This is a genomic window from Leptolyngbya cf. ectocarpi LEGE 11479, assembly GCF_015207065.1.
GTDB lineage: Bacteria > Cyanobacteriota > Cyanobacteriia > Phormidesmidales > Phormidesmidaceae > Leptothoe > Leptothoe ectocarpi.
The window spans coordinates 52111-74743 of the sequence record NZ_JADEXP010000002.1 but is presented as its reverse complement, the minus strand read 5'-3'; the positions used below and the strand labels follow the sequence as shown (position 1 = coordinate 74743).

Annotated in this window: 19 protein-coding genes; 6 read left to right on the top strand and 13 right to left on the bottom strand. The window is 49.2% G+C overall.

Translation table 11 applies throughout. The annotated features are described in order from the left end of the window. A partial coding sequence (locus tag IQ260_RS00850; protein WP_193989939.1) for a type IV pilus twitching motility protein PilT occupies positions 1 to 815 on the top strand: 815 nt, incomplete at its 5' end. 37 nt (positions 816 to 852) lie between these two features. Here IQ260_RS00850 and cofG read toward each other — a convergent pair. Beyond that, positions 853 to 1821 (bottom strand): 7,8-didemethyl-8-hydroxy-5-deazariboflavin synthase subunit CofG, encoded by a 969-nt coding sequence (cofG, locus tag IQ260_RS00845; protein WP_228015322.1) that lies wholly within the window; start codon positions 1819 to 1821, stop codon positions 853 to 855. Positions 1822 to 2155: 334 nt separating this feature from the next. On the opposite strand from cofG, the gene psbA reads away from it, so the two are divergent. Further along, positions 2156 to 3238 carry a photosystem II q(b) protein gene (gene psbA / locus IQ260_RS00840; RefSeq protein ID WP_193989937.1) on the top strand — a complete coding sequence of 361 codons (1083 nt, stop codon included), beginning with the start codon at positions 2156 to 2158 and terminating at the stop codon, positions 3236 to 3238. A 165-nt stretch (positions 3239 to 3403) separates the two neighbouring features. Here psbA and IQ260_RS00835 read toward each other — a convergent pair whose 3' ends face one another. From IQ260_RS00835 to hemE, 7 genes are all read right to left on the bottom strand, one after another. Next, positions 3404 to 3598 (bottom strand): hypothetical protein, encoded by a 195-nt coding sequence (locus IQ260_RS00835; protein ID WP_193989934.1) that lies wholly within the window; start codon positions 3596 to 3598, stop codon positions 3404 to 3406. Positions 3599 to 3793: 195 nt separating this feature from the next. Continuing rightward, positions 3794 to 6706, bottom strand: a complete 2913-nt coding sequence (infB, locus tag IQ260_RS00830; RefSeq protein WP_193989932.1) for a translation initiation factor IF-2 — start codon at positions 6704 to 6706, stop codon at positions 3794 to 3796. A 301-nt stretch (positions 6707 to 7007) separates the two neighbouring features. Next, positions 7008 to 7262, bottom strand: a complete 255-nt coding sequence (locus IQ260_RS00825) for a YlxR family protein (protein WP_193989930.1) — start codon at positions 7260 to 7262, stop codon at positions 7008 to 7010. A 14-nt stretch (positions 7263 to 7276) separates the two neighbouring features. Next, a complete protein-coding gene (nusA, locus tag IQ260_RS00820; RefSeq protein WP_193989928.1) occupies positions 7277 to 8680 on the bottom strand; it encodes a transcription termination factor NusA in 1404 nt (467 codons plus the stop codon). Between the two features lie 132 nt (positions 8681 to 8812). Continuing rightward, positions 8813 to 9283, bottom strand: a complete 471-nt coding sequence (gene rimP, locus IQ260_RS00815; protein ID WP_193989926.1) for a ribosome maturation factor RimP — start codon at positions 9281 to 9283, stop codon at positions 8813 to 8815. Between the two features lie 147 nt (positions 9284 to 9430). Further along, positions 9431 to 10432, bottom strand: a complete 1002-nt coding sequence (locus IQ260_RS00810; protein ID WP_193989924.1) for an NAD-dependent epimerase/dehydratase family protein — start codon at positions 10430 to 10432, stop codon at positions 9431 to 9433. Between the two features lie 158 nt (positions 10433 to 10590). After that, positions 10591 to 11655 carry a uroporphyrinogen decarboxylase gene (gene hemE / locus IQ260_RS00805; protein WP_193989922.1) on the bottom strand — a complete coding sequence of 355 codons (1065 nt, stop codon included), beginning with the start codon at positions 11653 to 11655 and terminating at the stop codon, positions 10591 to 10593. Between the two features lie 215 nt (positions 11656 to 11870). Here hemE and IQ260_RS00800 point away from each other — a divergent pair, with 215 nt between their 5' ends. After that, the gene (locus IQ260_RS00800) at positions 11871 to 12368 is read left to right on the top strand and encodes a phycobiliprotein lyase (protein WP_193989920.1); all 498 of its coding nucleotides are present in this window, start codon (positions 11871 to 11873) and stop codon (positions 12366 to 12368) included. Here IQ260_RS00800 and IQ260_RS00795 read toward each other — a convergent pair. From IQ260_RS00795 to IQ260_RS00775, 5 genes are all read right to left on the bottom strand, one after another. After that, entirely contained in the window at positions 12365 to 12970 is a 606-nt protein-coding gene (locus tag IQ260_RS00795; protein WP_193989919.1) for a hypothetical protein, read from the bottom strand. The two genes, IQ260_RS00800 and IQ260_RS00795, sit on opposite strands and share 4 nt — an antisense overlap. A 113-nt stretch (positions 12971 to 13083) precedes the next feature. After that, the gene (locus IQ260_RS00790; protein WP_193989917.1) at positions 13084 to 15516 is read right to left on the bottom strand and encodes a DUF3769 domain-containing protein; all 2433 of its coding nucleotides are present in this window, start codon (positions 15514 to 15516) and stop codon (positions 13084 to 13086) included. A 285-nt stretch (positions 15517 to 15801) separates the two neighbouring features. Next, on the bottom strand, positions 15802 to 15918 hold the full coding sequence (locus IQ260_RS00785; RefSeq protein ID WP_193989915.1) for a photosystem II reaction center protein I: 117 nt from the start codon (positions 15916 to 15918) through the stop codon (positions 15802 to 15804). 90 nt (positions 15919 to 16008) lie between these two features. Then, complete coding sequence (locus IQ260_RS00780) at positions 16009 to 16890, bottom strand: EamA family transporter (RefSeq protein ID WP_193989913.1); 882 nt, start codon at positions 16888 to 16890, stop codon at positions 16009 to 16011. Next, entirely contained in the window at positions 16891 to 17220 is a 330-nt protein-coding gene (locus IQ260_RS00775; protein ID WP_193989912.1) for a hypothetical protein, read from the bottom strand. A 145-nt stretch (positions 17221 to 17365) separates the two neighbouring features. On the opposite strand from IQ260_RS00775, the gene aat reads away from it, so the two are divergent. The 3 genes from aat (at position 17366) to IQ260_RS00760 (ending at position 22564) form a co-directional block, all read left to right on the top strand. Then, complete coding sequence (gene aat, locus IQ260_RS00770) at positions 17366 to 18007, top strand: leucyl/phenylalanyl-tRNA--protein transferase (protein ID WP_193989911.1); 642 nt, start codon at positions 17366 to 17368, stop codon at positions 18005 to 18007. Between the two features lie 511 nt (positions 18008 to 18518). Continuing rightward, positions 18519 to 21131 (top strand): DNA polymerase III subunit alpha, encoded by a 2613-nt coding sequence (locus IQ260_RS00765; protein ID WP_193989910.1) that lies wholly within the window; start codon positions 18519 to 18521, stop codon positions 21129 to 21131. A 14-nt stretch (positions 21132 to 21145) separates the two neighbouring features. Next, a complete protein-coding gene (locus IQ260_RS00760; RefSeq protein WP_193989909.1) occupies positions 21146 to 22564 on the top strand; it encodes an ATP-binding protein in 1419 nt (472 codons plus the stop codon). Positions 22565 to 22633 lie beyond the last annotated feature (69 nt).

Here is a 22633-nt window from a genome sequence, read left to right as displayed (position 1 = left end):
GGATCAATATCTTTAATACGCTACGGGGTCCATCCTTGGTCATGCGTTTGATCCCAGTCAAAATCCTGACGATTGATCAGCTCAATTTGCCGGTAGTCCTCAAGGATATTTGTCATTATCACAAGGGGCTGGTACTGGTAACGGGACCAACGGGATCGGGTAAGTCCACATCGTTAGCGGCGATGATTGACTATGTCAATACAGATATGCCGAAGAATATTATTACCATCGAAGACCCGGTGGAATTTGTTCATAGTAGCCGCATGTCTTTGATCAAACAGCGTGAGGTCGGCATCCATACTCTGGAGTTTAAGAACGCTCTCAAGGCATCTCTGCGTGAAGATCCGGATGTGATTTTGATTGGTGAGATTCGCGATCGCGAAACCGTCGATATTGCCTTAAAAGCTGCACAAACCGGTCACCTTGTGTTTGGTACCCTGCACACCAATAGTGCTGTGAAGACGGTAGAGCGTATTTTAGGTATGTATGAGCCTGAACAGCAGAGTGCAGTGCGCATCTCGATTGCTGAGTCTTTAGTGGCTGTTGTCGCCCAGGGACTATGCCGAACCACTGATGGAAAGCGGGCGGCATTCCATGAAATTCTGATCAATACCGATGCCATTAAGGACTACATTCAGCGAGGGCAGCTGGATGAAGTGGAAGCGCTACTGCCGAAGTGTACCTTTGACGGTATGTGTACGATGAATCAGTCGCTCTATTCCTTATACGAGTCAGGACGTATTACTGAGGAAACGGCGCTAGAAATGTCGCCCCGCCAGAATGAAATGGCGCAGATGTTGCGGGGGCGCATTTAAAAGCCTTTTGTCGGATTGCTTCTAACTGCTTCTGACCTCAATCATTTTTACCGACTGCTGCCAGCCGTGCTCGCCACGGCTGGACTTTTTTTTGCAGAGTGGGTGGGAGCCAACCATCATATTGAGGATATAAAGGTAGCCGGGGAGTCAGGGTATAGCTATGGGACTCTAATAGGCTAGCCAAGGTTTTTAGGGTGTGGTGGGGATAGGTGGGATTAACTTCATCTAAAGGACCGATGCCGCCCAAGTCTCGAGCCCCAGCATCGAGGCAGGCTATCAGCATCTCGGAAGACTGCACCAGATTAGGTGGGATTTGGATAATGATATCGGTGGGTAATATGCGGCGAGCCAAACCCACAGCCTTGAGTAACGTGGCATCGTCACAGGCTCTCCCTGTGAAGGACTGATGCTCTCCAGGCTGATGGGGTTGAAGGATGACTTCTTGAATATGGCCATATTGTTGGTGTAGGGTTGCGATCTCAACCAATGTTTCTTCCCAATCTGCTTCAGTTTCGCCAATGCCTAGAAGTAGGCCCGTCGTAAATGGAATCTGTAACTGCCCCGCCCAATGTAACTGTTGCAGCCGAATCTTGGGATATTTGCTAGGTGCATGGCGATGGACACTATCTAATAGTGAAGGCGTCAGCTGCTCAAGCATCAACCCCATGGACACATTCACCTCTCTGAGCTGCTGCATTTCTTCAAAACTGAGAGGCCCAGCATTGGTATGGGGTAAAAACCCATCTGCAATTGCCAGTTGGCAAAGCTCATAAATCCGCTGCAGCCAGTGGGGGCGTCGTGGGCTTTGGGGATGGACTTCCCCACTTAGGATCAGCACCTCTATGGCCTTGATCGTATTGAGCTTACGTTTGGCTTGCTCTAAGGTCAGCCAGTAATCCGTTCCAGGCTGGACCCGAAAATTGCAGTAGCTGCAGCGGTTGAAGCATTCATAGGTAGGTACGAGGGTATAAGCCGGACTATAAGTAATCGGTTGAGCCACATCCATCCCACATGTTTCTAAAAATTTACAAAATTAGAAGTATCTACTTCTAATGCCAGGGCTTAAGAAATTATTCTAAGGTCTTCCATAATCCCGTGGGATTGGTCAGAGCTAGCGCTACAGAATATGAGACTAAAAACGCTCTAGGCCATTTAATTTTAAGGTTTTTTATCTCTGCATAAATACCGGTCAATGCTTGCCTGACAGCTGTAATGGGCCGAAGCAAAAATTCTACGAAGATGAAAAAGTTTACAAAAGTAGTTTTTTCTTTTAATATAGATACAGGTAGGACATCGAGCCTACTTTCATACCTTGACAATAATCATAGGATTCATAAATCATGACGACTACTCTACAGCAGCGCTCTAGCGCTAACCTGTGGGATCAGTTTTGTGAGTGGATCACCAGTACCGAAAACCGCCTCTACGTAGGCTGGTTCGGCGTTCTGATGATTCCCACACTGCTGGCTGCCACTGCTTGCTTCGTAATTGCCTTCATCGCCGCTCCTCCCGTTGACATCGACGGTATCCGTGAGCCCGTTGCTGGTTCTTTGATTCTCGGTAACAACATCATCTCTGGTGCTGTTATCCCTTCCTCTAACGCTATCGGCCTACACTTCTACCCCATCTGGGAAGCTGCTTCCCTTGATGAGTGGTTGTACAACGGTGGCCCTTACCAGCTGGTTATTTTCCACTTCCTCATCGGCGTTTTCTGCTACATGGGTCGTGAGTGGGAACTTTCCTACCGCTTGGGTATGCGTCCTTGGATCTGTGTTGCTTACTCTGCTCCCGTAGCAGCCGCAACGGCAGTCTTCTTGATCTACCCCATCGGTCAGGGTTCGTTCTCTGATGGTATGCCTCTCGGTATTTCCGGTACGTTCAACTTCATGCTTGTTTTCCAAGCTGAGCACAACATCCTGATGCACCCCTTCCACATGTTAGGTGTGGCTGGCGTCTTCGGCGGTTCTTTGTTCTCCGCTATGCACGGTTCTCTGGTTACGTCTTCCTTGGTTCGTGAGACCACTGAAGTCGAGTCTCAGAACTACGGTTACAAGTTTGGTCAGGAAGAAGAGACTTACAACATCGTTGCAGCCCACGGCTACTTTGGTCGTCTGATCTTCCAATATGCATCCTTCAACAACAGCCGTTCCTTGCACTTCTTCTTGGGTGCTTGGCCTGTCGTCGGTATCTGGTTCACTGCACTGGGTATTTCGACCATGGCGTTTAACTTGAACGGTTTCAACTTCAACCAGTCGATCATCGACTCTCAGGGTCGCGTTGTCAGCACCTGGGCTGACGTGATCAACCGTGCCAACCTGGGTATGGAAGTTATGCACGAGCGTAACGCTCACAACTTCCCTCTAGACTTGGCTGCTGGTGAAGCTGCACCTGTTGCAATGGTTGCTCCTCAGATCAACGCCTAGTTGCCTTGGTTTTGTGACCTAGCTTAGTCTTAAGGGCACCTATCTTCGGATAGGTGCCCTTTTAAGTTTAAACTGATAGCTAAAGCAACCATATTGATGCCCCCTAGTATCGTTTGCCGCTAGGGGGCATCAATATGGTTGTGTATAAGTGGTAGTGAAATCTGGCTAGTAGGCAAGAGTTTCCAAGGTTTCTCTCAAATATCGCCTGACTAACTGTTCTAAGGGCGTTGTATCCAGGGTCTTGTTAGGCAGCTCAGATTTCCACCGTTGAAACCCAGGGCTATCACAGATAGCGCGTTGTAGGCTTAACCATACATTCGTATTTTCAGAGCTGGATACAGTAGATGATGTATTGGCCATAGGTTTACCCGCATTTATCTTTCTATACGATAACGCAGCTACACAAGACATGCTGTGCCTATGGTCACGGTTTGTATCGTATCGTACCTGTTGTATATGTTGAAAACATAAGCCCTTGCCAAAGATCATGTGATCGTCAGCAAGGACTTACGTTTCTATTGATTAGTTGATGAACCTGATGTTGGATGCTCCAACCTAGGAACGTCCAGCTAGAGTCCGTCGCTTCGTTACCAGCTTAAAGGCTTCGATCCGATCTTCCTCTTGCCAGTTGTTAAACTTATCGACACCGATACCGCATTCGAAGCCAGAGGCTACTTCCTTCACATCATCACGCATACGCTTGAGTGAATCGAGATTGCCTTCGTACACTTGAGAACCACCTCGCATGACTCGGATTTTGCAGTTGCGCGTGACTTTTCCAGATAGCACATAGCAGCCAGCTACAGACCCCTTGCGGACCGGGAATACGGCACGAACTTCCACTTCACCTAGCTCTTCTGCGACTAGCTCCGGTTCGAGTAGACCTTCCATCGCCCCTTCAATATCCTCAAGAAGCTTATAGATGATGTCATAGTCACGAATATCCACACCTAGACGATCAGAAGCCTGTTGAGCACCAGGCGCTAGAGTGGTATTAAAGCCAATGATGACGGCTCCACTAGCGGCTGCGAGATCCACGTCAGTTTCACTAATTTCTCCTGGAGCAGCCATGAGCACACGAATTTGTACTTCGTCCTGGGGGAGTTGCTGCAGGGATGCCAGTATCGCTTCTAATGAACCTTGAACATCCGCTTTTAGCAGGATGTTGAGTTCCTTAAGCTCACCTTCTTGGGCCTGTGCAGACAGCGTATTGAGGGTGACGCGGCGGGATGCCATCGCTTGCTGTAGACGTGACTGACGCTGATCAATAGCTCGGCTATCGGCAACACTGCGGGCTTCTTTTTCTGATGGGAAGACTTCAAACTCGTCACCAGCTTGGGGGACATCATTAAGCCCCAAAACCTCGACAGCAAAGGACGGTGAGGCTGCCTCTACCCGATTGAGACGATCATCGAGCATGGCTCGCACTTTACCAAAGACAGAGCCTACCACCATGGAATCCCCAATCTTTAGGGTGCCATTTTGTACAAGGAGTGTGGCTACTGGTCCTCGAGCCTTGTCCAAGTTAGCTTCAATGACGGTACCTTTGGCAAGTCTGTCAGGATTGGCATGGAGATCTTCAACTTCTGCCTGCAAGAGGAGCATTTCTAGCAGCAGGTCGAGATTTTCGCCAGTGATGGCACTTACAGGTACCATGATGCTGTCTCCACCCCATTCCTCAGGAACTAGGCCATGCTCCATTAACTCTTGCTTGACTCGATCGGCGCTGGCTGTTTCCTTATCAATTTTATTGATGGCTGTCACAATGGGCACCTGAGCAGCCTTTGCATGGCTGATGGCTTCGATGGTCTGAGGGCGAACACCGTCATCGGCAGCGACGACGAGCACAGCGATATCAGTTACGCGAGTTCCTCGAGCCCGCATGGCTGTAAAGGCTTCGTGACCTGGAGTGTCTAAGAACACGACCTGCCGATCTCTACCGTCGTGCTGAACATCAACGTGATAGGCACCAATATGCTGGGTGATACCACCCGCCTCACCGCTGGCAACCTTGGCTTCACGAATGGCATCCAATAGCGACGTTTTACCGTGGTCAACGTGCCCCATGATGGTAACCACAGGGGGACGAGGCTTCAGGCTTTCTAAGTCAGCCTCGTCGAGCATCTCAGTTACTTTCTTGGCTTCTGACTCAGCTTCAGCCGTTTCCACTTCAATCTCAAACGCTTCGGCCACCATCTTGGCAGTGGGAATGTCCAAAGTTTGGTTGATGTTAGTGGCAATGCCCTTAAAGAATAGAAACTTAATGACTTCAGTTTCAGGTTCTTTAATTTCTTGAGCCAGTTCATGTACGGTTAAACCGTTGGTGAGAACAATCAGTTCGGGCTTTTCTGCGACAACCTCGACTTTGCGATCGCGACGATTATTGCTGCGCGACGATCCTCCACGACTCGGCATAGAGCGGCTTTTTACAGCAGCAGGCTTGGCAGGAGACTGTCGAGATTTAGGCTTGGGTGGCCGCATCAGCGAGATACTAATGGGCGTAGCACCAGAGGAACCCGACACACCAGACGCAAGCTCGTCGATATCCTCATCGTCATCTAAACGCTGAGCACGACGTTTCTTCGTCGCATTTTTACTGGCCCGTTGCCGCATTTCCTCTTCTTCGCTGTTGTCGTTGCGGCCTTTACCCCGTTTAGGTGGACGTGGTGGTGCTGAAGGACGCCGCAAGTCGGGACGTCGAGGCGCTGCGGCTAGTGTAGGCGTATCGTTGTCTTCAGTAGCTGTAACGTCTTCGTCATTAGACTCACCTCCCGGCGAGCTTGGCTTCGGTCGCCGAATCTCAATGACGGGCTTAGGCTTTAAGCTAGGCTTTTCTTTGAGTAAAGTCGGCTTTGGCTTAGCAGATCCGGACTCTCTAGTGAAGTCATCCGAGCCCGACTCACTGCGCGATGCGGATTTTGGTCGTGGAGCCTGAGGTCGAGATGGAGGAGATACCAACCTGGGCTGAATGATTTGTGGTCCAGGAGCCGTAGTTTCCTCATTAGAGGAGTCGTCTGCACCAGCCGCAGCCGCTGCCGGACGAGAAACAGGCTTTTGAGGTGGCCGGATCGCTGGCTTAGGGCGCCCTGGACGACTGGGAGGCTGTCGTAAATTTTCCGAAGACTCTGGTGTAGAGCTTGTTTGAGCCTTAGGTTGTTTTGCTGGTGGCCGAGCTTCCGATGGCTGATGGCGACGAATTTCTAAAATTTGCTGCTTTCGCACCGGTCGATTAGGTGCTTTCGGCTTTGACAGCGTGGGTTTTTGCTTTGGTTTGGGTGTTGGTTTATTTAAGGAACGCTTAGGTTCTCCTGCCGCAGCCGCACGAATCCGTCCCGCATCTGATTCAGTGATAGTGCTGCTGTGACTTTTTACTGCAATGTCTAAACGTTCACAGATGGTCAGAATATCTTTATTGTCTAAATCTAACTCCCGAGATAACTCATATATCCTGACTTTGCCATTGTTCATCCAAATATTCCTCGCAAATTGTTGAAGTAAGGTGTCACATAGACTTACTGCCCTTATCGAAACGACAATACATCTTACCCTTGGGCATATGGGCAATATCTAAATTCTATCGACTGTCGGTACAAATGTGGCCATAGTGTACATCGATCAATATAGATATTCGTTCCATCTTTGTTCAATAGTATTCTGGCAAGCTCAGTATTTTTCGACTGAAAATTAGCACAGGTCTTAAATATTACCTTAGCATCAGCTCAAAAAACGATTGAGATGACCTAGGAAAAGGTCGCAATTTGCAGTTACATCAATCAGCTGATGCAATGACTTGATATAAATTCTGGTACACGGCATCTGGGACCATGGCTTTGAGCGCACGCCCAAGTCGATTTTTTTTGTGGGCCACGCTCAAGCATTCTACCTGAGGGCAGAGATAGGCTGAGCGGCCCATGCCGTAATGACATTGCACCGCTCCTGTCGGATAAGTTCGAACGACTCTCAACAAATCATCTCGGTGAGCCACCCGACGGCAGCTCACACAGCGGCGATAGTTGCGCTGCATAATAATGATTTTTCCTATTCCTCTTCGTAAGCAGGGGCGTCTTCCTCGTCGTAAGCAGGAGTGTCTTCAGTGGGCGCAGTTTCTTCGGACGAGGTCTCTTCGATGGCCTCTGGTGATTCATCGGCATCGTCCACGCTAGTTTCTTCTGCTTCCTCAGCAGCAGCGGCAGCAGCGAGATTCGCTGCTTTGATGGCTTCCATTTGGGCGGCGCGGGCGGCAGCTTCCGCTTCCTCTTGTTGGCGTTTAACCTCTAGTTGAGCCCTGACTTTCTCATCTTCAGCGTCGTAGTTATATTTAGCTGAGTCTTTAATATCAATTTTCCATCCGGTGAGACGCGCCGCTAGGCGTACATTTTGACCCTCTTTGCCAATCGCTAGGCTGAGCTGATCTTCTGGGACTAGAACATGGGCCTGACGATCTTCTGGATTCATCAGTCGCACCTCGTCCACGCGGGCAGGGCTCAATGCATTGGCAATATAGGTGGCGGGGTCCGGTGACCAGCGGATTACATCGATTTTTTCACCCCGCAGCTCGTTGACAACTACCTGAATGCGAGATCCCCGTGCACCAATACAGGCACCGACGGGATCAACTTCCCTTTCTAAGGTATCAACCGCAATTTTGGTTCTTGGACCCACCGACCGAGAGGGGGGATTAGCCTCCCGAGCAACGGCAACGATGCGTACCACCTCGTCTTCGATTTCGGGGACTTCGTTAGAAAATAATTCGACGACTAAGCTGGCATCTGCACGGGAAACGAGTAGTTGAGGCCCTCGATGAGAGCCCTCAGAGACTTTTTTAAGCGCCACTCGAAATGTGGCGTTGGCCCGATAGTTGTCATTGGGCAGCTGATCACGTTTGAGTAATTCAGCTTCGACATCGGGTTGGCCAACGCCGCTACTGACTGCCATAATCACAGACTGTCGCTCAAACCGCAGGACGCGCGCTTGCAAGATAGTTCCTTCAAGATCTTGAAACTCTTCTTGAATCAAGCGCCGTTGCTGATCGCGTAGTTTTTGGGCCAAAACCTGCTTGGTCTGAATGGCTGCCATCCGGCCAAAGTCGCGCTGCTCAGGGGTAACATCTAGGACTACTTCGTCGCCTATTTGGGCCTCTGGTGCGACTTCGACTACTTCAGCTAAAGAAATTTGGTGGTCAGGATTGTCAACGGCTTCGACAATCATTTTGCTAGATAGGACCCTGAAGCCTTCTTCTTCTGGATCCAGCTCAATAGAGAAATTTTCAAAATAATCTTCGTCAAACTGATTGCTATCCATCCGGCGAGTTCGACGGTAGCGTTCATAACCTTTGAGAAGAGCCTCCCGTAGGGCTTGTTCAACGGCCGAACGTGGGAGGTTGCGCTCACGGCTAATACCTTCGATCATTTCTTGTAAGCTAGGCAGACTTACCATTGACATGGGCTCTCTCCTCCTTAAGCAAATAGGCTTGCAGGGCTAATAAAAGTAATAATGGTGCAGATGTAAGGCCTGATATCCTAACGGCTAATGTTCTAGCGGCGGCTGACTGTGGGCGGCTGGGCTGATCGGGATCTAGGCTTCAACTTGATTACTTAGCAGTACCGACTCTATTAACTCGTTGGGTAGGGAAATGCGGCGGCCTCGTTGGCTAATGGCTAGCTTGTGTTCTGTGCGCTCTAGCAGGGTGCCTATCCATATTTTTTTGCCCTTATGGGGGGTGTGCAACGTGACTTCGATGGCAAATCCCTTAAAAACGACAAAGTCACGGTCGGTTTCAAGCTGGTTCGAAACCCCAGGGCTAGAGACTTCAAGCACATAGGCATCAGGTAGGACCTGAGCTGCTTCTAGGCCCTCGCCCAGGGCGATACTCATGCGTTCACAGTCATTTAGGCTGGTATCCGTTTCGGCAAGATTACGCACATCAACACGCAAAACAGGAGGACTCTGGTTGGTTTGAAAAACCGCGCCAACCACCGCTAACCCTAGGTCAGTGGCAATGGGGGTGGCTATTTCAATCACCTGTGGGATAACGGGATGGGCCATGGACACTTATACAAATTAACCAAAATAAAAAGTGGGCCTTGAAGTCCCACTTCTCACACAATCATTCTTGAACTGGGGCAGTAAATGCTGGGTCACAAGATGTACCCGGATAGCATCAGGCTATTGGCTTTTACCGCGCTACATAGTTTAGCGTGTTTTTCTCTGCTTTGATTCAATGCCGCTAGCCTGAAACAGCTCGGCAACGGTGGCGCAGTAAGTGTCTATGCCAAAGCTAGAAGGGGTCAGGGGATTTTGATAAGTAAAATGACGATACTTTAAACAAAAGCGATCCCAGTCTGCCATACGTACATTGAAGAGCTTAATAAAAAAGTCAATTAGACCTTGAGATAGGGGAATTCGGAAATAAATAGAGCGGCCAAGATATTGACTGACAGCGGTTACGGCATCATCAACAGCAAGGGCAGAATTACCTAGGACCAGCTCTCTTGATTCGTTTATTTGAGGAGGATGATCGATTAAGTGACCGACAACTGTGGCAATGTCCTGGGCATGGATAAAGTGTAGGGTGCCGTCAGCGCTAAAAAAGCGAATCAGGTCAATCCACTTGGTCACCTCTGTCAGACCGCTAGATATATGAGAATAGGGTTTGTTGGTGTCACCGCCAAATACGAGGGTGGGGAAGAGGGTGGTGATTTTTGGGTAAATAGCCAGGGTCTTTAACTTTTGGTGGCATTGATATTTACTGCGAATATAGTCAAATGAAACTTGCCCCGCTTCTCTGAGGGGGGTATTTTGGCGGTCTAAAATGCTCGCTGTTGAAAAGTAAAGAACTTGCTGGAGCCGATCGGGATCTAACAGCTCCATGAGCTTTAAGTTGGCAGTGACGTTAATGTCGTAAATGGCGGGTGCTCCACCCCATGATGTGGCGATGAGGATGGCGCTATCCATGGTGCCTAGTAAATCTGAAAACTGATCGACTTCGCGGATATCGCCTTGGAGGATGTGGACCCGTTGTTGTTGGCTGATGTCCAGCAGCAGCTTATCGGGATTGCGAAGCAGCAAAAATAGTTCGTGATTGCTATTGCTCAGCAGGTTTTCAAGAATATAATGGCCGATACAGCCGCTGGCACCGGTAATAAAAATTCTCTGCGGTGGTGGCGATTGAAGGGAATGTGCCAGTTGACTCACGGTTTAATCAAGCGCAATGTTCTAAGTATTCATACTATTACCTTGTACAACAGTTATGACAGCTGGTGTGACGCCTTACTGATTGCATTGACTGGTTGCATTGATGGGGAGCTAAATCGACAGCCCATGAAGAGCATGGGCTGTAGGAATCTTCTAGGCTAGGCAGGAACCGCTAATAATTCCTCTAGTTGCTTGGCGGTCTCAAAGAAGTGAGCCGCATTTTCTTCAGGGGTGCCAGGGAGAATGCCATGGCCCAGGTTCAAAATGTGCCCACCCCGACCGGCTTTGCGCACAGTATCGAGAATGCGATCGCGAATAAAGTCCTTTGAGCCAAACAGCACACCGGGATCAACATTACCCTGAACGATCATGTCGGGACCGAGGCGACGGCGGGCATCGGCCATATCGACTGTCCAGTCAACGCTGATGATGTCAACGCCCGATTCGCCCATGATCTCTAGAACGCCTGCACTGCCGCTAATGTAGAGAATTAGAGGGGTGTCAGGGTGAGTTTCTTTGACCTGACGTACCACCTGCTGCTGATAGGGAAGCGCAAACGTGCGGTAGTCCTCGGGGCTGAGCTGACCCGCCCAGGAGTCAAACAGCTGGACAATCTGAGCACCGCAGTCAATCTGATAGCGCACATAGGCGGCAATCCCGTCGGCTATGTGGCTCAGTAACTGGTGCAGCATTTTGGGCTCAGAGAATGCCATTCCTTTAATTACGGAGTAGTTCTTAGAGCTTTTCCCCTCAATGGCATAGGCTGCTAGTGTCCAAGGAGAGCCCACAAATCCCAGGACCGTAGAAGCGTTGCCCACTTCATTACGAAGCGTGGTCAAAATCGTTTTGATAAACGGTAAATCCTCTTCCGGATTGAGGGGGCGCAGGGCATCAATTTGAGCCTGGGTACGAATGGCGGGCTCAATCATCGGCCCCTTGCTTTCCACAATGTCAAAGGGAATGCCCATACCTGGCAGCGGGGTCAAAATGTCTGAAAACATAATGACGCCATCGGGGCGAAATGCGCGCCAGGGCTGTAGCGAAATCTCAATGGCAAGGTCGGGATTCTCAGAGCGCTCTCGGAAGGATGGATACTTCTCTCGGAGATCGCGATATATCTTCATGTATCGACCCGCCTGACGCATCATCCAGACTGGTGGGCGATCCAAGATTTCGCCCTTGGCGGCTCTCAATAAGTAGGGCGTTTGATCAGGTTGGGTCATTGAAATCTCACCACGGGCTAAGTTTTTATGCGCATCTGTTAGCTTATCATTGCGAATTGCCCTCAATGACTTGAGACACCTGACCCCCATGGGTTTTGGCGGGTGAACTGATGTGTCTGTGATACGTTTGCCTTGACCGTCGCGGCGTAAACTTGAAGGCAGATAACGAATTGTGGCCCCTTGTGTCGCTTTATTCAGACCTATTCATGCAGAATGTGAACTTTTTTAAAAAACAAGGAGGACGGTGGTTCTCTCAGCGGACTACCCACTACCTCAAGGCGGGTGATTCCAAGGCCGGTAAGTCAGATTTGGAGATTACCGATGTTGATATCAATGCTGCTGAGGTGACGCAGCTATGTGATCAGGCTAACTGTGATGCTACCCATGTGGTCGGAGCGTTACGGATTGCGCAGAAAAGTACAATTATTGCGGGGCCGTCGCGGGAGCAGATGACATTGCTGGTTGCGATCGCAGCCGATGAAACCAGTGGCCAATTGTTACGTCAAACCGATGGGCAAACCCAAGCCAGCCAGTATCGATTCGAAAAGGATGTGTTGACCATCACCACTGAAGCCAATGGCATACAGTCCGAAGAGCGCTGGTGGTTGATTACTGACAACCTACGGATGCGCACGAACGTGCTGACCAGCGAGGTCGGTCAGATCATGGCATCCTTTTGCTCAGAAATTCGTCTAGGGGACGTTAAGTCCTAGGCATACGTCTGCTGACCAGACATAGGCCGAAAAGGCTGAATCGGCGGTGCAGACGTCGCACCTAAACGCTCGGCATCTCTAGTTTCCGGGGGACTGGCCTGATAAACCTCGACTAAGGTATCCACCGACTCCACTGGAAACGCCTCTATGGATAAGCTGAGATAGTGGTCATAGCTGAGAACCGAGGATGCAGCCGTAGGGCTAACTACGACCGAACTCGACATAGGTGATGGGGCAAAATCATCACCGTCTGGCTTGTTCATGGGAGAAAATGTCGGACCTATTGGTTGCGACACTAGGCTAGCGGACATATGTAATGGGCTTCCCAGCTGTTTGGCAATGACCTGCTCAAAGCCAGACGTAAAATGGCGAACAGGTTGGCCCCGACGTTGCCAGATCGAAAGAATATGTTTAACAGAGATAATTTTGTATCGCCCCTGGTAAACCGCTTCGATAATGGCATCTCGAATCCAGGCTGCTCGATAGGTATTGAGCCAGTAAAGGACCTGACTCTCAGGACTATAGGTGTCCAATTCCAAGCTAAAGGACTTAATCAGAGTAATCGCTTGTCTTGCTTCTCGTGCTATGTCCGGTGCCATCATAAAGCAATAACCTGAACCCAACCTATTAGTTAATTCATGGCTTGAACCACAATTTCCTAATACTTTGAGGAAAGAATTCTTACAGTTTTATTTAGCGTCCCTATGTCTTAATTTTAACGCGGCTCTACTACACTGCCTTCAACCTGTCGGGTATTAGGATCGTCAAAGGGGCTACCACTTCCAAGCCAGTTAAAGTCGCTGAGTCGAAATCCGATTGAACCGGTTGATTGTGTGGGGCTGTAGCGCACGACTAAACCATGGGTGCGACGACTATATTCGCCAATAATTTCAGTATTGACCCGTTCATTGGTCTCAAGATTGATCGAAGCTTGAAAACCCAGCAAAAACGGCCCAAAAATTTGCTGTATTACACCAAAGGTAACGACGCTACGGTCTACGTTGCGATCAAATAAAAAAGGGGAGTTTTCACTCGCTAAAAAAGCATGATAATAGCCAAGGTTAAAGCGAGTGTAGTCAAAAAAATTGTCAGATAGATGACCGAATTGGCCATCTAAGCGCACGTCGCCAGCTAAGACTTCTTGAAAGTCACCGCTCGTATAGTAAGAGCCCACACCCAGTAAGCTAACACTCAGGTTTAAAAAAGGTACCAAGGGAATCGGGCTGTAGCGTAACCCTTCAGTCTGCGTCGCTGGTAAGGGTTTCCCCCGCCAAAGATTAAAACCTTTGCTCAAACGGGCGCTGCCTTGAAAGCGTCCTAAACTAACGCGATTGTTATCCCTTGGGAGAGGATCAAGCAGATCGACACGATCGGTATCCGCCGTAATCCACTGTCCACCCACCTGGTAGGTCAGGAGCAGCCCCCGGTTATCTAAATTAATCACAGGGGATAACAGAACCGCTCCCAGGCTAGAGCGCACGGTTTGAAAGCCGAGGCTGCCATTAAAGAGGCGATCTCGATAGCTATACTCGCTGACTAGCAAGTGATCGCCAACCAACAAGCGATTACGAATATTCCCTCGAATATTGTCTTCAATCTCTTCGAAATTCAGGCTTGTAAGAGTAGCCCGTGCAGATACATCAGATCGAGGGTTCAGCCGGGTATCAAAGTCTAGCTCTAGTCCCAGAACGTCTGAATTGAAAGCGCCTTGTTCGAGGGAACGCTGCAAAAAATACTGAGGGGTGATTCTAAAGCTGGTTGATTCATTGCGGACGAGGGAAAATTCGCTCTCAAGGAAGATACCACCGCGATCGCGCGAGTCATTACCAACATTGACGATAAAGGGATTGAGTTGATTAGATTCAACGGTGCCACGGTTTAGCACATATCGTTCTTTAAAAAGCGGTATCGCTAGGCCTTGGTCCAAGACTAGGCGAGGATTTTCAGTCGTGAGTAGATCAGCGGTGGGCGATAACGTCACCAGCGTCATGCGATTGGTGCGAAATTCTAGCTCGGGCGGTGAAAATGGATCGTTCGTGAGCCTTACTTCTTCAGCAATCCAAGCTTCTGCATCAAAGGTGACGCGAGCGGCCTCAAACCGCAGACGTCTCACTCCTCCCGAACTCTCAGGTAAGGAACCAGGGGTATTTCCACGCAGCTGGGAACTAATTTCAAAACCGCCCGCGTTGGTGACGTTAGTGACACCCCGATCGGGGTTCAGCGGATCAAAAACCGAACGGCTGGTGATAGGTCGTTCCAGGGGAGATGCAAAATCATCTTCTAGGCCCGGTAAAAATAACTCTCCCCGTGTTTCAAACAGCGTACCTGCCTCCTGTAGCAGGTTGTACTCAGCCCGCTCACCGCGAACTTCCTGTTCTCCACGGGTCAAAATGACATTTCCTTCCGCTAGAACATAGCGGTTGACCAAGTTCACCCATATTTCGTCAGCCAACAGAAAGGCGTTGTTGAGTTTGAACACCACATTGCCGCGGGCATTCACAACCTGTCTGTCTGAGTTGAAAATCTGGATATCAGAGGTGATTTCGAGTTTTGAAGGATCTAAAGGCTCTGAAGGAACAGCGGCATCTGGTATTGGCTGGTTGGTGGGGGGGACTGGTGCTGTGTCGACGGCATCATCTGATGCAGTGGAATCTATGGCATCTTCTAGGATGCTAGGTGCTTGATTGAGATCTAGCTCCTCTGGTTCTAGCTCCTCTAGATCGATGGCATCGTTAAGACTATCGAGATCAACAGCATTTGGATCAGTACTATCGAGATCGATACTGTCAGGAGTAACGGCATCTGTATTTAGCTCCTCCTCCTCCAGGCCCTCATCAACCGCATTGTTGATGATATCGAGGGTGTTGGCCGGAGGCGAGGGAGGCTTGTCAGGCAAAGGTGGAAGCTGCGCCAGGTTTGGTGTAGAGAAATCCTCAGACCTGGCTATAGCCAACTGCCCAGTTGGCATTAAACTCACGGGTGTATCCGATTCCCCTATCAGGGTGTCTGTTGCTGATCTGGGTGTAGCAAAAGATTCAAATGATAGGGATGGAGTTCCTGGATTGATAAGCTGCAGATCGGCTGCGCTTCTGGAAAATTCTACCGGCTGGGTTAGGGGAGGTTCAGGAGGTAAATCAAAGGGGGCCATGGATATTGTTAAAAACGGCCAGCGGGCTAATGCTAACCCTCATGAACACAAGCATAGGAGTCGGGTCACATTGGTTAGGAAAAATCCTACCCCTAATAGCCTGAAGCTACGATATCGATGTGACAGATGTGACATTTGTATATCACTTGAGCGACGTTTGCTATCAGTCTTGAACTAAAACCGAGCCGTATTAAAGGCTCCTTAGCTGATCTAGCCAAGGAGCCTTATGGAAATTCTTGAAGACTCGTTTGAGCCTAGCAGTAATTGGGCTCTACCTTACAATCTTTACTCGAAGTCCTGACGGCCAGGGTTCCGAGCTGGGTCTCCATTGAGGAAACCGAAGATGAATAGGCCTACGAAGAAAGCAACGGTCAGATATACAACGATCTTTAGAGTCAGCATCGGGGGATCTCCAAGCACAGACACTTAAATTTATAAACTCTATTCTATCGCAACATTGAATTCATCTAATGTTTGTGTTGAGGGTGCTGATTAATCTAGGGCCATGATGACTACGCCACTGACCATAATGGCCGCTCCGAGTAGTCGTTCGCGAAGACCAGTCTCCCCAAATAGGGCATACCCTAATCCAACTGAAATCAATGCGCTCATGCGTTTTACCGCAATCACTTGGGCAACGGGGGCCAGGGTTAAAGCGGCAAACTGTAATGACACACCGATGGCAATAAAAATGCCGGCTAACACGATAAATTTTGCCTGTACCTTCAACGGATGGGTGATTGTCTGGAGCCCTGTTTGCAAGATGCGTCGCATGACAAACGGCACCATGCCGATGGCAATTGTGGCAAACAGGGACGTCCCCCAAAAAAGCGACGATGAGTTTAGGGTGCCGATCTTGTCAAAATTTGACGTAATGCTCCAAATAAATGCCACCCCTACCATGGTGCGACTGCCGGAGTTGGTGACAATTGCCTGCAATGGCGCGAGGGTCAAGCCCTGGCTGGGCTTAAAATTGAGCACATAGGAACCCGTGATCAGGAAAATGACACCCAGGGCATCCAAACCGGTGGGCCATTCTCCAACGATGATGGGGGATGTGATCAGGAGAAATAGCGGTGTAAGGGTGGCTAGGGGGACAGTTAGGGAGAGGTCAGTGGTTTTTATAGCCCGAAAGTAGAGAGTAAAGGCCAAAATATTAAGGCCGCCGCCCACTAGCAGGGCTTGTGCATAATTCGGGCCTAGGCTGGGCATGCCTTCAGTTACCAGCATAAAGCTGCCCATAAGTAGGGAGCCCACCAAACTAAATCCTAGTAGGACGGAATATTCATCGAGGGATTTGAGGGCTTGTTTACCAGTGGCGTCTTTGAGCGCTTCGCACAGGGCGGTGCCACTGGAGAGAAATAACCAGAGCATCTAGGCTCCGCAGCAGCGATCAATGCCGAGGCTATCTAGCAGCAAATCACCGACGGCATTGGCGACGGCAAACTCGCTATAGAAACTTTTGGAAAAATCAAACGCCTGCATTTCGGTCAAAATTGCCATGACGAGAGGAATCAGTTCGTTTTCGCCTTCCATGCGCTGGCGGACAAAAACCTGGGAGGCTCGCTGGGCGATATCGTGATTGACGGCTTCTGGCAAAAATTCGGAATCGAGCCACTTTTGCAGCGCTGCTTTCAGCCATTCTCCTTCCTGGGATGGGTTGTTTGAGGGGGGTAGCGTGACGGATTGAATCGGTTCTGTCATGGTGAATGCTGCGGTGCGGGCGATACTTTTTGGGCGTGCGTGTGCTCTAGTATTCTTTTAGGGTAAGTTTTTTTAGGCTACCGTAGGGGAAGGGTTTGAAGAATGTAATGGGCGAGTTAATATCTCTTCTGCTGTCACAGCTGCTATGGCTTACTCGATTCCCCACATTTTGCAGTGCTATGCCCAGGGCTATTTTTTAATGGCGGATAGCGATTACCAAACCCTCAATTGGTATTCCAGCCGCAAACGGGCGCTGATTCCACTAGATGATCGATTTCGCTATCCTAAGTCGCTACGGCGGGTACTCAATCAAGATCGGTTTGAGATTGCTTTTAATCGTGACTTTGAGGCGGTGATTGAGGGATGTGCAGACCGCACAACGACCTGGATCTCAGATGAATTGAAGGCGATTTATCGAATGTTGCACCGGGCTGGGTACGCCCATAGCTTTGAGGCGTGGCAGGGCGATCGTCTGGCAGGCGGTGTTTTGGGGATTGTGCTGGGGGGGGCGTTTATTGGGGAGTCGATGTTTTTTTCGATTCCTGATGGGTCTAAAGTAGCGATGGTAAAGCTGGTGGAGTGGCTGCGATCGCAAGATTTCCTCCTATTCGATGCCCAAATGATGAATCCCCATCTGGAACGATTTGGTGCGTACGTGGTGGACAGCGAAGTCTACGAAGAGATGCTGTATCAAGCTATCCAGCGACCCTGTCGATTTTTGCCTGCCTCCGCATCAACCAGTAGACCGTTTCCCCGCGTTCCCTTGCATCGCCAAAAGCCTGAGTGAGCTAGATAGCCAGTATTTTCTAAAACCAAATAATTAAGATGTGAGCTAATAGGGCATCTAATCAGGTGATGCCCCTTGATTGGTTTACGTTTCTAGAGAGGACGATTTGTCGAAAACATCGTCGCACCTGCTGCGTTAAGACTGTTTCAAGAACGAGGCATGGCTTGTTCAGGACGTCTATCAGTGCGTCCGCTCGTCATTCAACAATCCGGAGACGGCGTAGCGATTAGCAATACACCAGACTTTGAGCCCCGTAATTGGTAGCAGCAACCCTCAACACCTGATAATTCCTTTCGAGGTAATGAATACTATTTAGAAGTTCCAGTATGTGAAGGGTAGACTGATACATCTAAACTCTTAGGCCAAACTCAGAAACCATTCGTTAAATTAACTAGATATAGCGCTATAAATCGGGTAGTCTTATAGCCGAGACTCTACAGCTAGTGGCTACCCCAACGCTTCAAGCCACCAGGTATATAGAGTATACTTGTACTAAAAACAGGCGCGCGCTATGTCCTTTGTCGGTCTGCACATCCACAGTGATTACAGCTTGCTCGATGGGGCTAGTCAGCTAGATCCGCTGGTGGCCAAGGCTGTGGAAATGGAAATGCCTGCGATCGCACTCACCGATCACGGTGTCATGTATGGGGCTATTGAACTGATCAAAACCTGCAATAAAGCAGGGATCAAGCCCATCATCGGCAACGAGATGTACCTGATCAACGGGGATATCACCAAACAAGAAAAGCGCCCCCGCTACCACCAGGTCATTCTCGCCAAAAACACCCAGGGCTACAAAAACCTGGTAAAACTCACCACCAAATCTCACCTAGACGGTGTGCAAGGTCGCGGCATCTTTTCGCGCCCCTGCATTAATAAGGATCTGCTGGAGCAATATCATGAGGGCCTGATCGTCACCAGCGCCTGTCTCGGTGGTGAAGTACCCCAGGCGATTATGCAAAATCGTCTGGATGTCGCCTATCGCGTCGCCAAGTGGTACAAAGACCTGTTTGGTGAAGACTACTACTTAGAAATCCAAGACCACGGCTCACCTGAAGACCGCATCGTCAATGTGGAAATTGTTCGCATTGCCCGCGAGCTAGATATCAAAATTATTGCCACCAACGACTCCCACTTTATTTCCTGTGTGGATGTCGAGGCCCACGATGCATTGCTGTGTATTCAAACCGGAAAGCTCGTTACCGAAGATAAACGCCTGCGCTACAGCGGTACCGAGTATCTAAAGTCAGCTGACGAAATGCGCCGACTCTTCCGCGATCACCTCACTCAAGACGTGATTGACGAAGCGGTTGTGACCACCTTGGAAGTAGCGGAAAAAATTGAACCCTACGAGATTCTGGGTAATCCTCAAATCCCTAACTTTCCCGTGCCCGAGGGCCATACTGGTGAAACTTATATGGCTAAGGTTTCCCGTGATGGCTTGCTCGAGCGCTTAAACCTTGCCTCCTACGATGAAGCTCCACCGGAATATCAAGCACGGCTGGAATACGAAATTCAGATGATGCACCAGATGGGCTTTGCTACCTATTTCTTGGTGGTGTGGGACTACATCAAATTTGCTCGTGATACCAAGATTCCAGTGGGGCCAGGTCGAGGTTCGGCGGCTGGGTCTCTAGTTGCCTATTGCATGGGTATTACCAACATTGATCCGGTGCACCACGGCCTGCTGTTCGAGCGATTCCTAAATCCTGAACGTAAGTCCATGCCTGACGTGGATACCGATTTCTGCATCGAAAAGCGGGAGAAGGTGATCGAGTACGTCACCGAGAAGTACGGCAAGGACCACGTGGCTCAGATCATTACCTTTAACCGCATGACTTCGAAAGCGGTGCTCAAGGATGTAGCTCGCGTGTTGGATATTCCCTACGGCGAGTCCGACAAGATGGCGAAGATGATCCCGGTCGCTCGGGGTAAACCCGCCAAGCTCAAGGTGATGATTGATCCTGACAAAACGCCTGAGAAAGCGTTTCAAGAAAAGTATGAAAGCGGGGATTTAGTGCCAGGTACGGCGGTTACCTATCGCCGCTGGCTGGATATGGCCATCACCATTGAGGGCACGAACAAAACCTTTGGTATGCATGCTGCTGGAGTCGTGATTTCAGCCAAGCCGCTAGATGAGCTGGTGCCGCTACAGCGCAACAATGATGGCGCGGTGATCACCCAGTACTACATGGAGGATGTAGAAGCGGTTGGCCTGCTGAAAATGGACTTTTTGGGGCTGCGTAACCTCACTATGATCCAAAAGGCGGTGGACTATGTGGAGCAGACTCGGGGCACAACCCTCGATATGGATAAGGTGGCCTATAACGATTCAGAAACCTATAAGCTGCTGAGTCGTGGTGAATTGGGCGGCGTTTTCCAGCTGGAGTCTTCGGGGATGCGTCAGATTGTGCGCGATCTCAAACCCGACGGTCTTGATGATATTTCGTCGGTGCTGGCTCTATATCGACCTGGTCCCCTGGATGCGGGATTGATTCCTAAATTTATTAATCGTAAGCACGGTCGCGAGCAGATTGATTACCCCCATGAGCTGATCCAGCCAATTTTAGAAGAGACCTACGGCATCATGATTTTCCAGGAGCAGATCATGAAAATTGCCCAGGATATGGCGGGCTACTCCCTGGGTGAAGCGGACCTGTTGCGGCGGGCCATGGGTAAGAAAAAGCAGTCGGCCATGGATATGCACCGGGGCAAGTTTATTGAGGGCTCGGTGGCCAATGGTGTGCCCCAAAAGACGGTCGAAGCCCTCTGGGATCAGATGGTGAACTTCGCGCAATATTGTCTGAGCTACGATACCGAGCTGCTGACCGTAGAGTACGGCCCCTTAGCCATTGGCAAAATCGTTGAAAAGCGGATTCGTTGCCATGTGTACAGCGTTGATAAAAACGGTTTTGTGTATACCCAGCCTATTGCTCAGTGGCATAACCGAGGGCAGCAAGAAGTGTTTGAGTATCAACTAGATAACGGCAGTGTGATTCGGGCAACTAAAGACCACAAATTTATGACTGAACAAGGTGAGATGTGGTCAATTGATGAAATTTTCTCTCAGGGATTAGACCTAAAGCTTGTGGGACAGCCATGTCGACTTCCTGTTGCTAGCTGAGCGAGGGCTGATCTATGGCAGTTGATCTAGAAACGCTGAATCATTGGCTTCAATCCCCTGAAACAGAGCAATTGGAGTTTAAAGAAGCTAAAACGCAATATGGCAAGGATAATTTGCTACGTTACTGCGTAGCATTATCCAATGAAGGTGGGGGGCATCTGGTGCTAGGTGTGACTGATAAGCTGCCCCGGCAAGTTATAGGTACTCAAGCGTTTTCCTCCACTCAGAGCCTGAATGCTATTAAAGCACTCATTATTGATAAGCTCGGTTTCCGTGTAGATGTATTTGAGCTGCAGCATGAGGATGGTCGCGTATTAGTTTTTGAAATGCCACCTCGTCCTTTAGGACAAGCTAGAGCCGTTGATGGAAAGTACCTGATGCGTGGAGGTGAAGGTACAACTGGCATGACCGAAGACCGACTCAAGCTAATCTTTAGCGAAGATCAGCAAGATTGGTTTGCTCTACCTGCGCATGCAGACGCTAAGTCTGAAGATGTTATTGCTTTGCTGGATACCCAGGCTTATTTTGACTTATTGCAAAGGCCGTATCCTACTAGTCGAGATGCAGTGCTTGATCGGTTACAAAGTGAACGTTTTATTCGATCAACTGGTAATGGGTGGACCATCACTAATTTAGCTGCAATTCTTTTGGCAAAGAAGCTCAGTAGTTTTCCTTTGTCTCTAGCTCGCAAGGCACCTCGTTTTGTTATTTACGAGGGAGTTAATAAGCAAAATACCCGAGATGAAGTTACTGGTAAGCGTGGCTACGCGGTTGGATTTTCAGGACTAGTAGATTTTGTTCATTCTGCTGCTCCACAAAATCGCTTTATTGAGGAAATTGTTCGCGAAGAAGTCAAGATGTTTCCCAAGCAAGCATTGCGAGAGTTAATTGCTAACGCCCTAATTCATCAGGACTTTCAAGTAGCGGGAAGTTCAGTAATGATCGAAATGTATAGCGATCGAGTGGAAATCTCTAATCCTGGTATTCCTCCTATTAAAGCTGAACGCTTCATTGACGAATATCATTCCCGCAACGAGCAACTAGCTGATGTAATGCGCCGTTTCGGTATCTGTGAAGAAAAAGGGAGTGGTATCGATAAAGTTATCCATGCTGCTGAATTTTTTCAGCTACCAGCTCCAGATTTTCGGATTGGTAATATTCGCACAACTGTAGTCCTTTTTGCGCATCAGAATTTTGCTGGTATGAGTAAATCAGATCGTATTCGAGCGTGTTATCAGCATTGTTGCTTGTTGTATGTCAGTAATAAGCAGATGTCCAATAAAACATTGAGAGAGCGATTTCGTTTGGCGTCATCTCAGGCAGGTGCTGTATCCAACATAATTCGAGCTACTAAAGATGTTGGGCTGATTCAATCAGATACTTCTGATTCTGCCTCTACTCGCTATGCGCGTTATTTACCGTTTTGGGCTTAGAAGTGCTTCAAAGCAAATCAAATTTTTCCCACCTTGATTGATGAACCCTATGTAAAACGCGCTTAGAAG

Excerpts from the sequence above, each read along its gene's own strand:
- rimP (WP_193989926.1), bottom strand. The coding sequence starts at position 9,283 with ATGGCCCATCCCGTTATCCCACAGGTGATTGAAATAGCCACCCCCATT.
- nusA (WP_193989928.1), bottom strand. The coding sequence starts at position 8,680 with ATGTCAATGGTAAGTCTGCCTAGCTTACAAGAAATGATCGAAGGTATT.
- IQ260_RS00835 (WP_193989934.1), bottom strand. The coding sequence starts at position 3,598 with ATGGCCAATACATCATCTACTGTATCCAGCTCTGAAAATACGAATGTA.
- IQ260_RS00775 (WP_193989912.1), bottom strand. The coding sequence starts at position 17,220 with ATGACAGAACCGATTCAATCCGTCACGCTACCCCCCTCAAACAACCCA.
- IQ260_RS00760 (WP_193989909.1), top strand. The coding sequence starts at position 21,146 with ATGGCAGTTGATCTAGAAACGCTGAATCATTGGCTTCAATCCCCTGAA.
- IQ260_RS00795 (WP_193989919.1), bottom strand. The coding sequence starts at position 12,970 with ATGATGGCACCGGACATAGCACGAGAAGCAAGACAAGCGATTACTCTG.
- IQ260_RS00790 (WP_193989917.1), bottom strand. The coding sequence starts at position 15,516 with ATGGCCCCCTTTGATTTACCTCCTGAACCTCCCCTAACCCAGCCGGTA.
- aat (WP_193989911.1), top strand. The coding sequence starts at position 17,366 with ATGGCTTACTCGATTCCCCACATTTTGCAGTGCTATGCCCAGGGCTAT.
- cofG (WP_228015322.1), bottom strand. The coding sequence starts at position 1,821 with ATGGATGTGGCTCAACCGATTACTTATAGTCCGGCTTATACCCTCGTA.
- IQ260_RS00765 (WP_193989910.1), top strand. The coding sequence starts at position 18,519 with ATGTCCTTTGTCGGTCTGCACATCCACAGTGATTACAGCTTGCTCGAT.
- IQ260_RS00825 (WP_193989930.1), bottom strand. The coding sequence starts at position 7,262 with ATGCAGCGCAACTATCGCCGCTGTGTGAGCTGCCGTCGGGTGGCTCAC.
- hemE (WP_193989922.1), bottom strand. The coding sequence starts at position 11,655 with ATGACCCAACCTGATCAAACGCCCTACTTATTGAGAGCCGCCAAGGGC.
- IQ260_RS00780 (WP_193989913.1), bottom strand. The coding sequence starts at position 16,890 with ATGCTCTGGTTATTTCTCTCCAGTGGCACCGCCCTGTGCGAAGCGCTC.
- psbA (WP_193989937.1), top strand. The coding sequence starts at position 2,156 with ATGACGACTACTCTACAGCAGCGCTCTAGCGCTAACCTGTGGGATCAG.
- infB (WP_193989932.1), bottom strand. The coding sequence starts at position 6,706 with ATGAACAATGGCAAAGTCAGGATATATGAGTTATCTCGGGAGTTAGAT.
- IQ260_RS00785 (WP_193989915.1), bottom strand. The coding sequence starts at position 15,918 with ATGCTGACTCTAAAGATCGTTGTATATCTGACCGTTGCTTTCTTCGTA.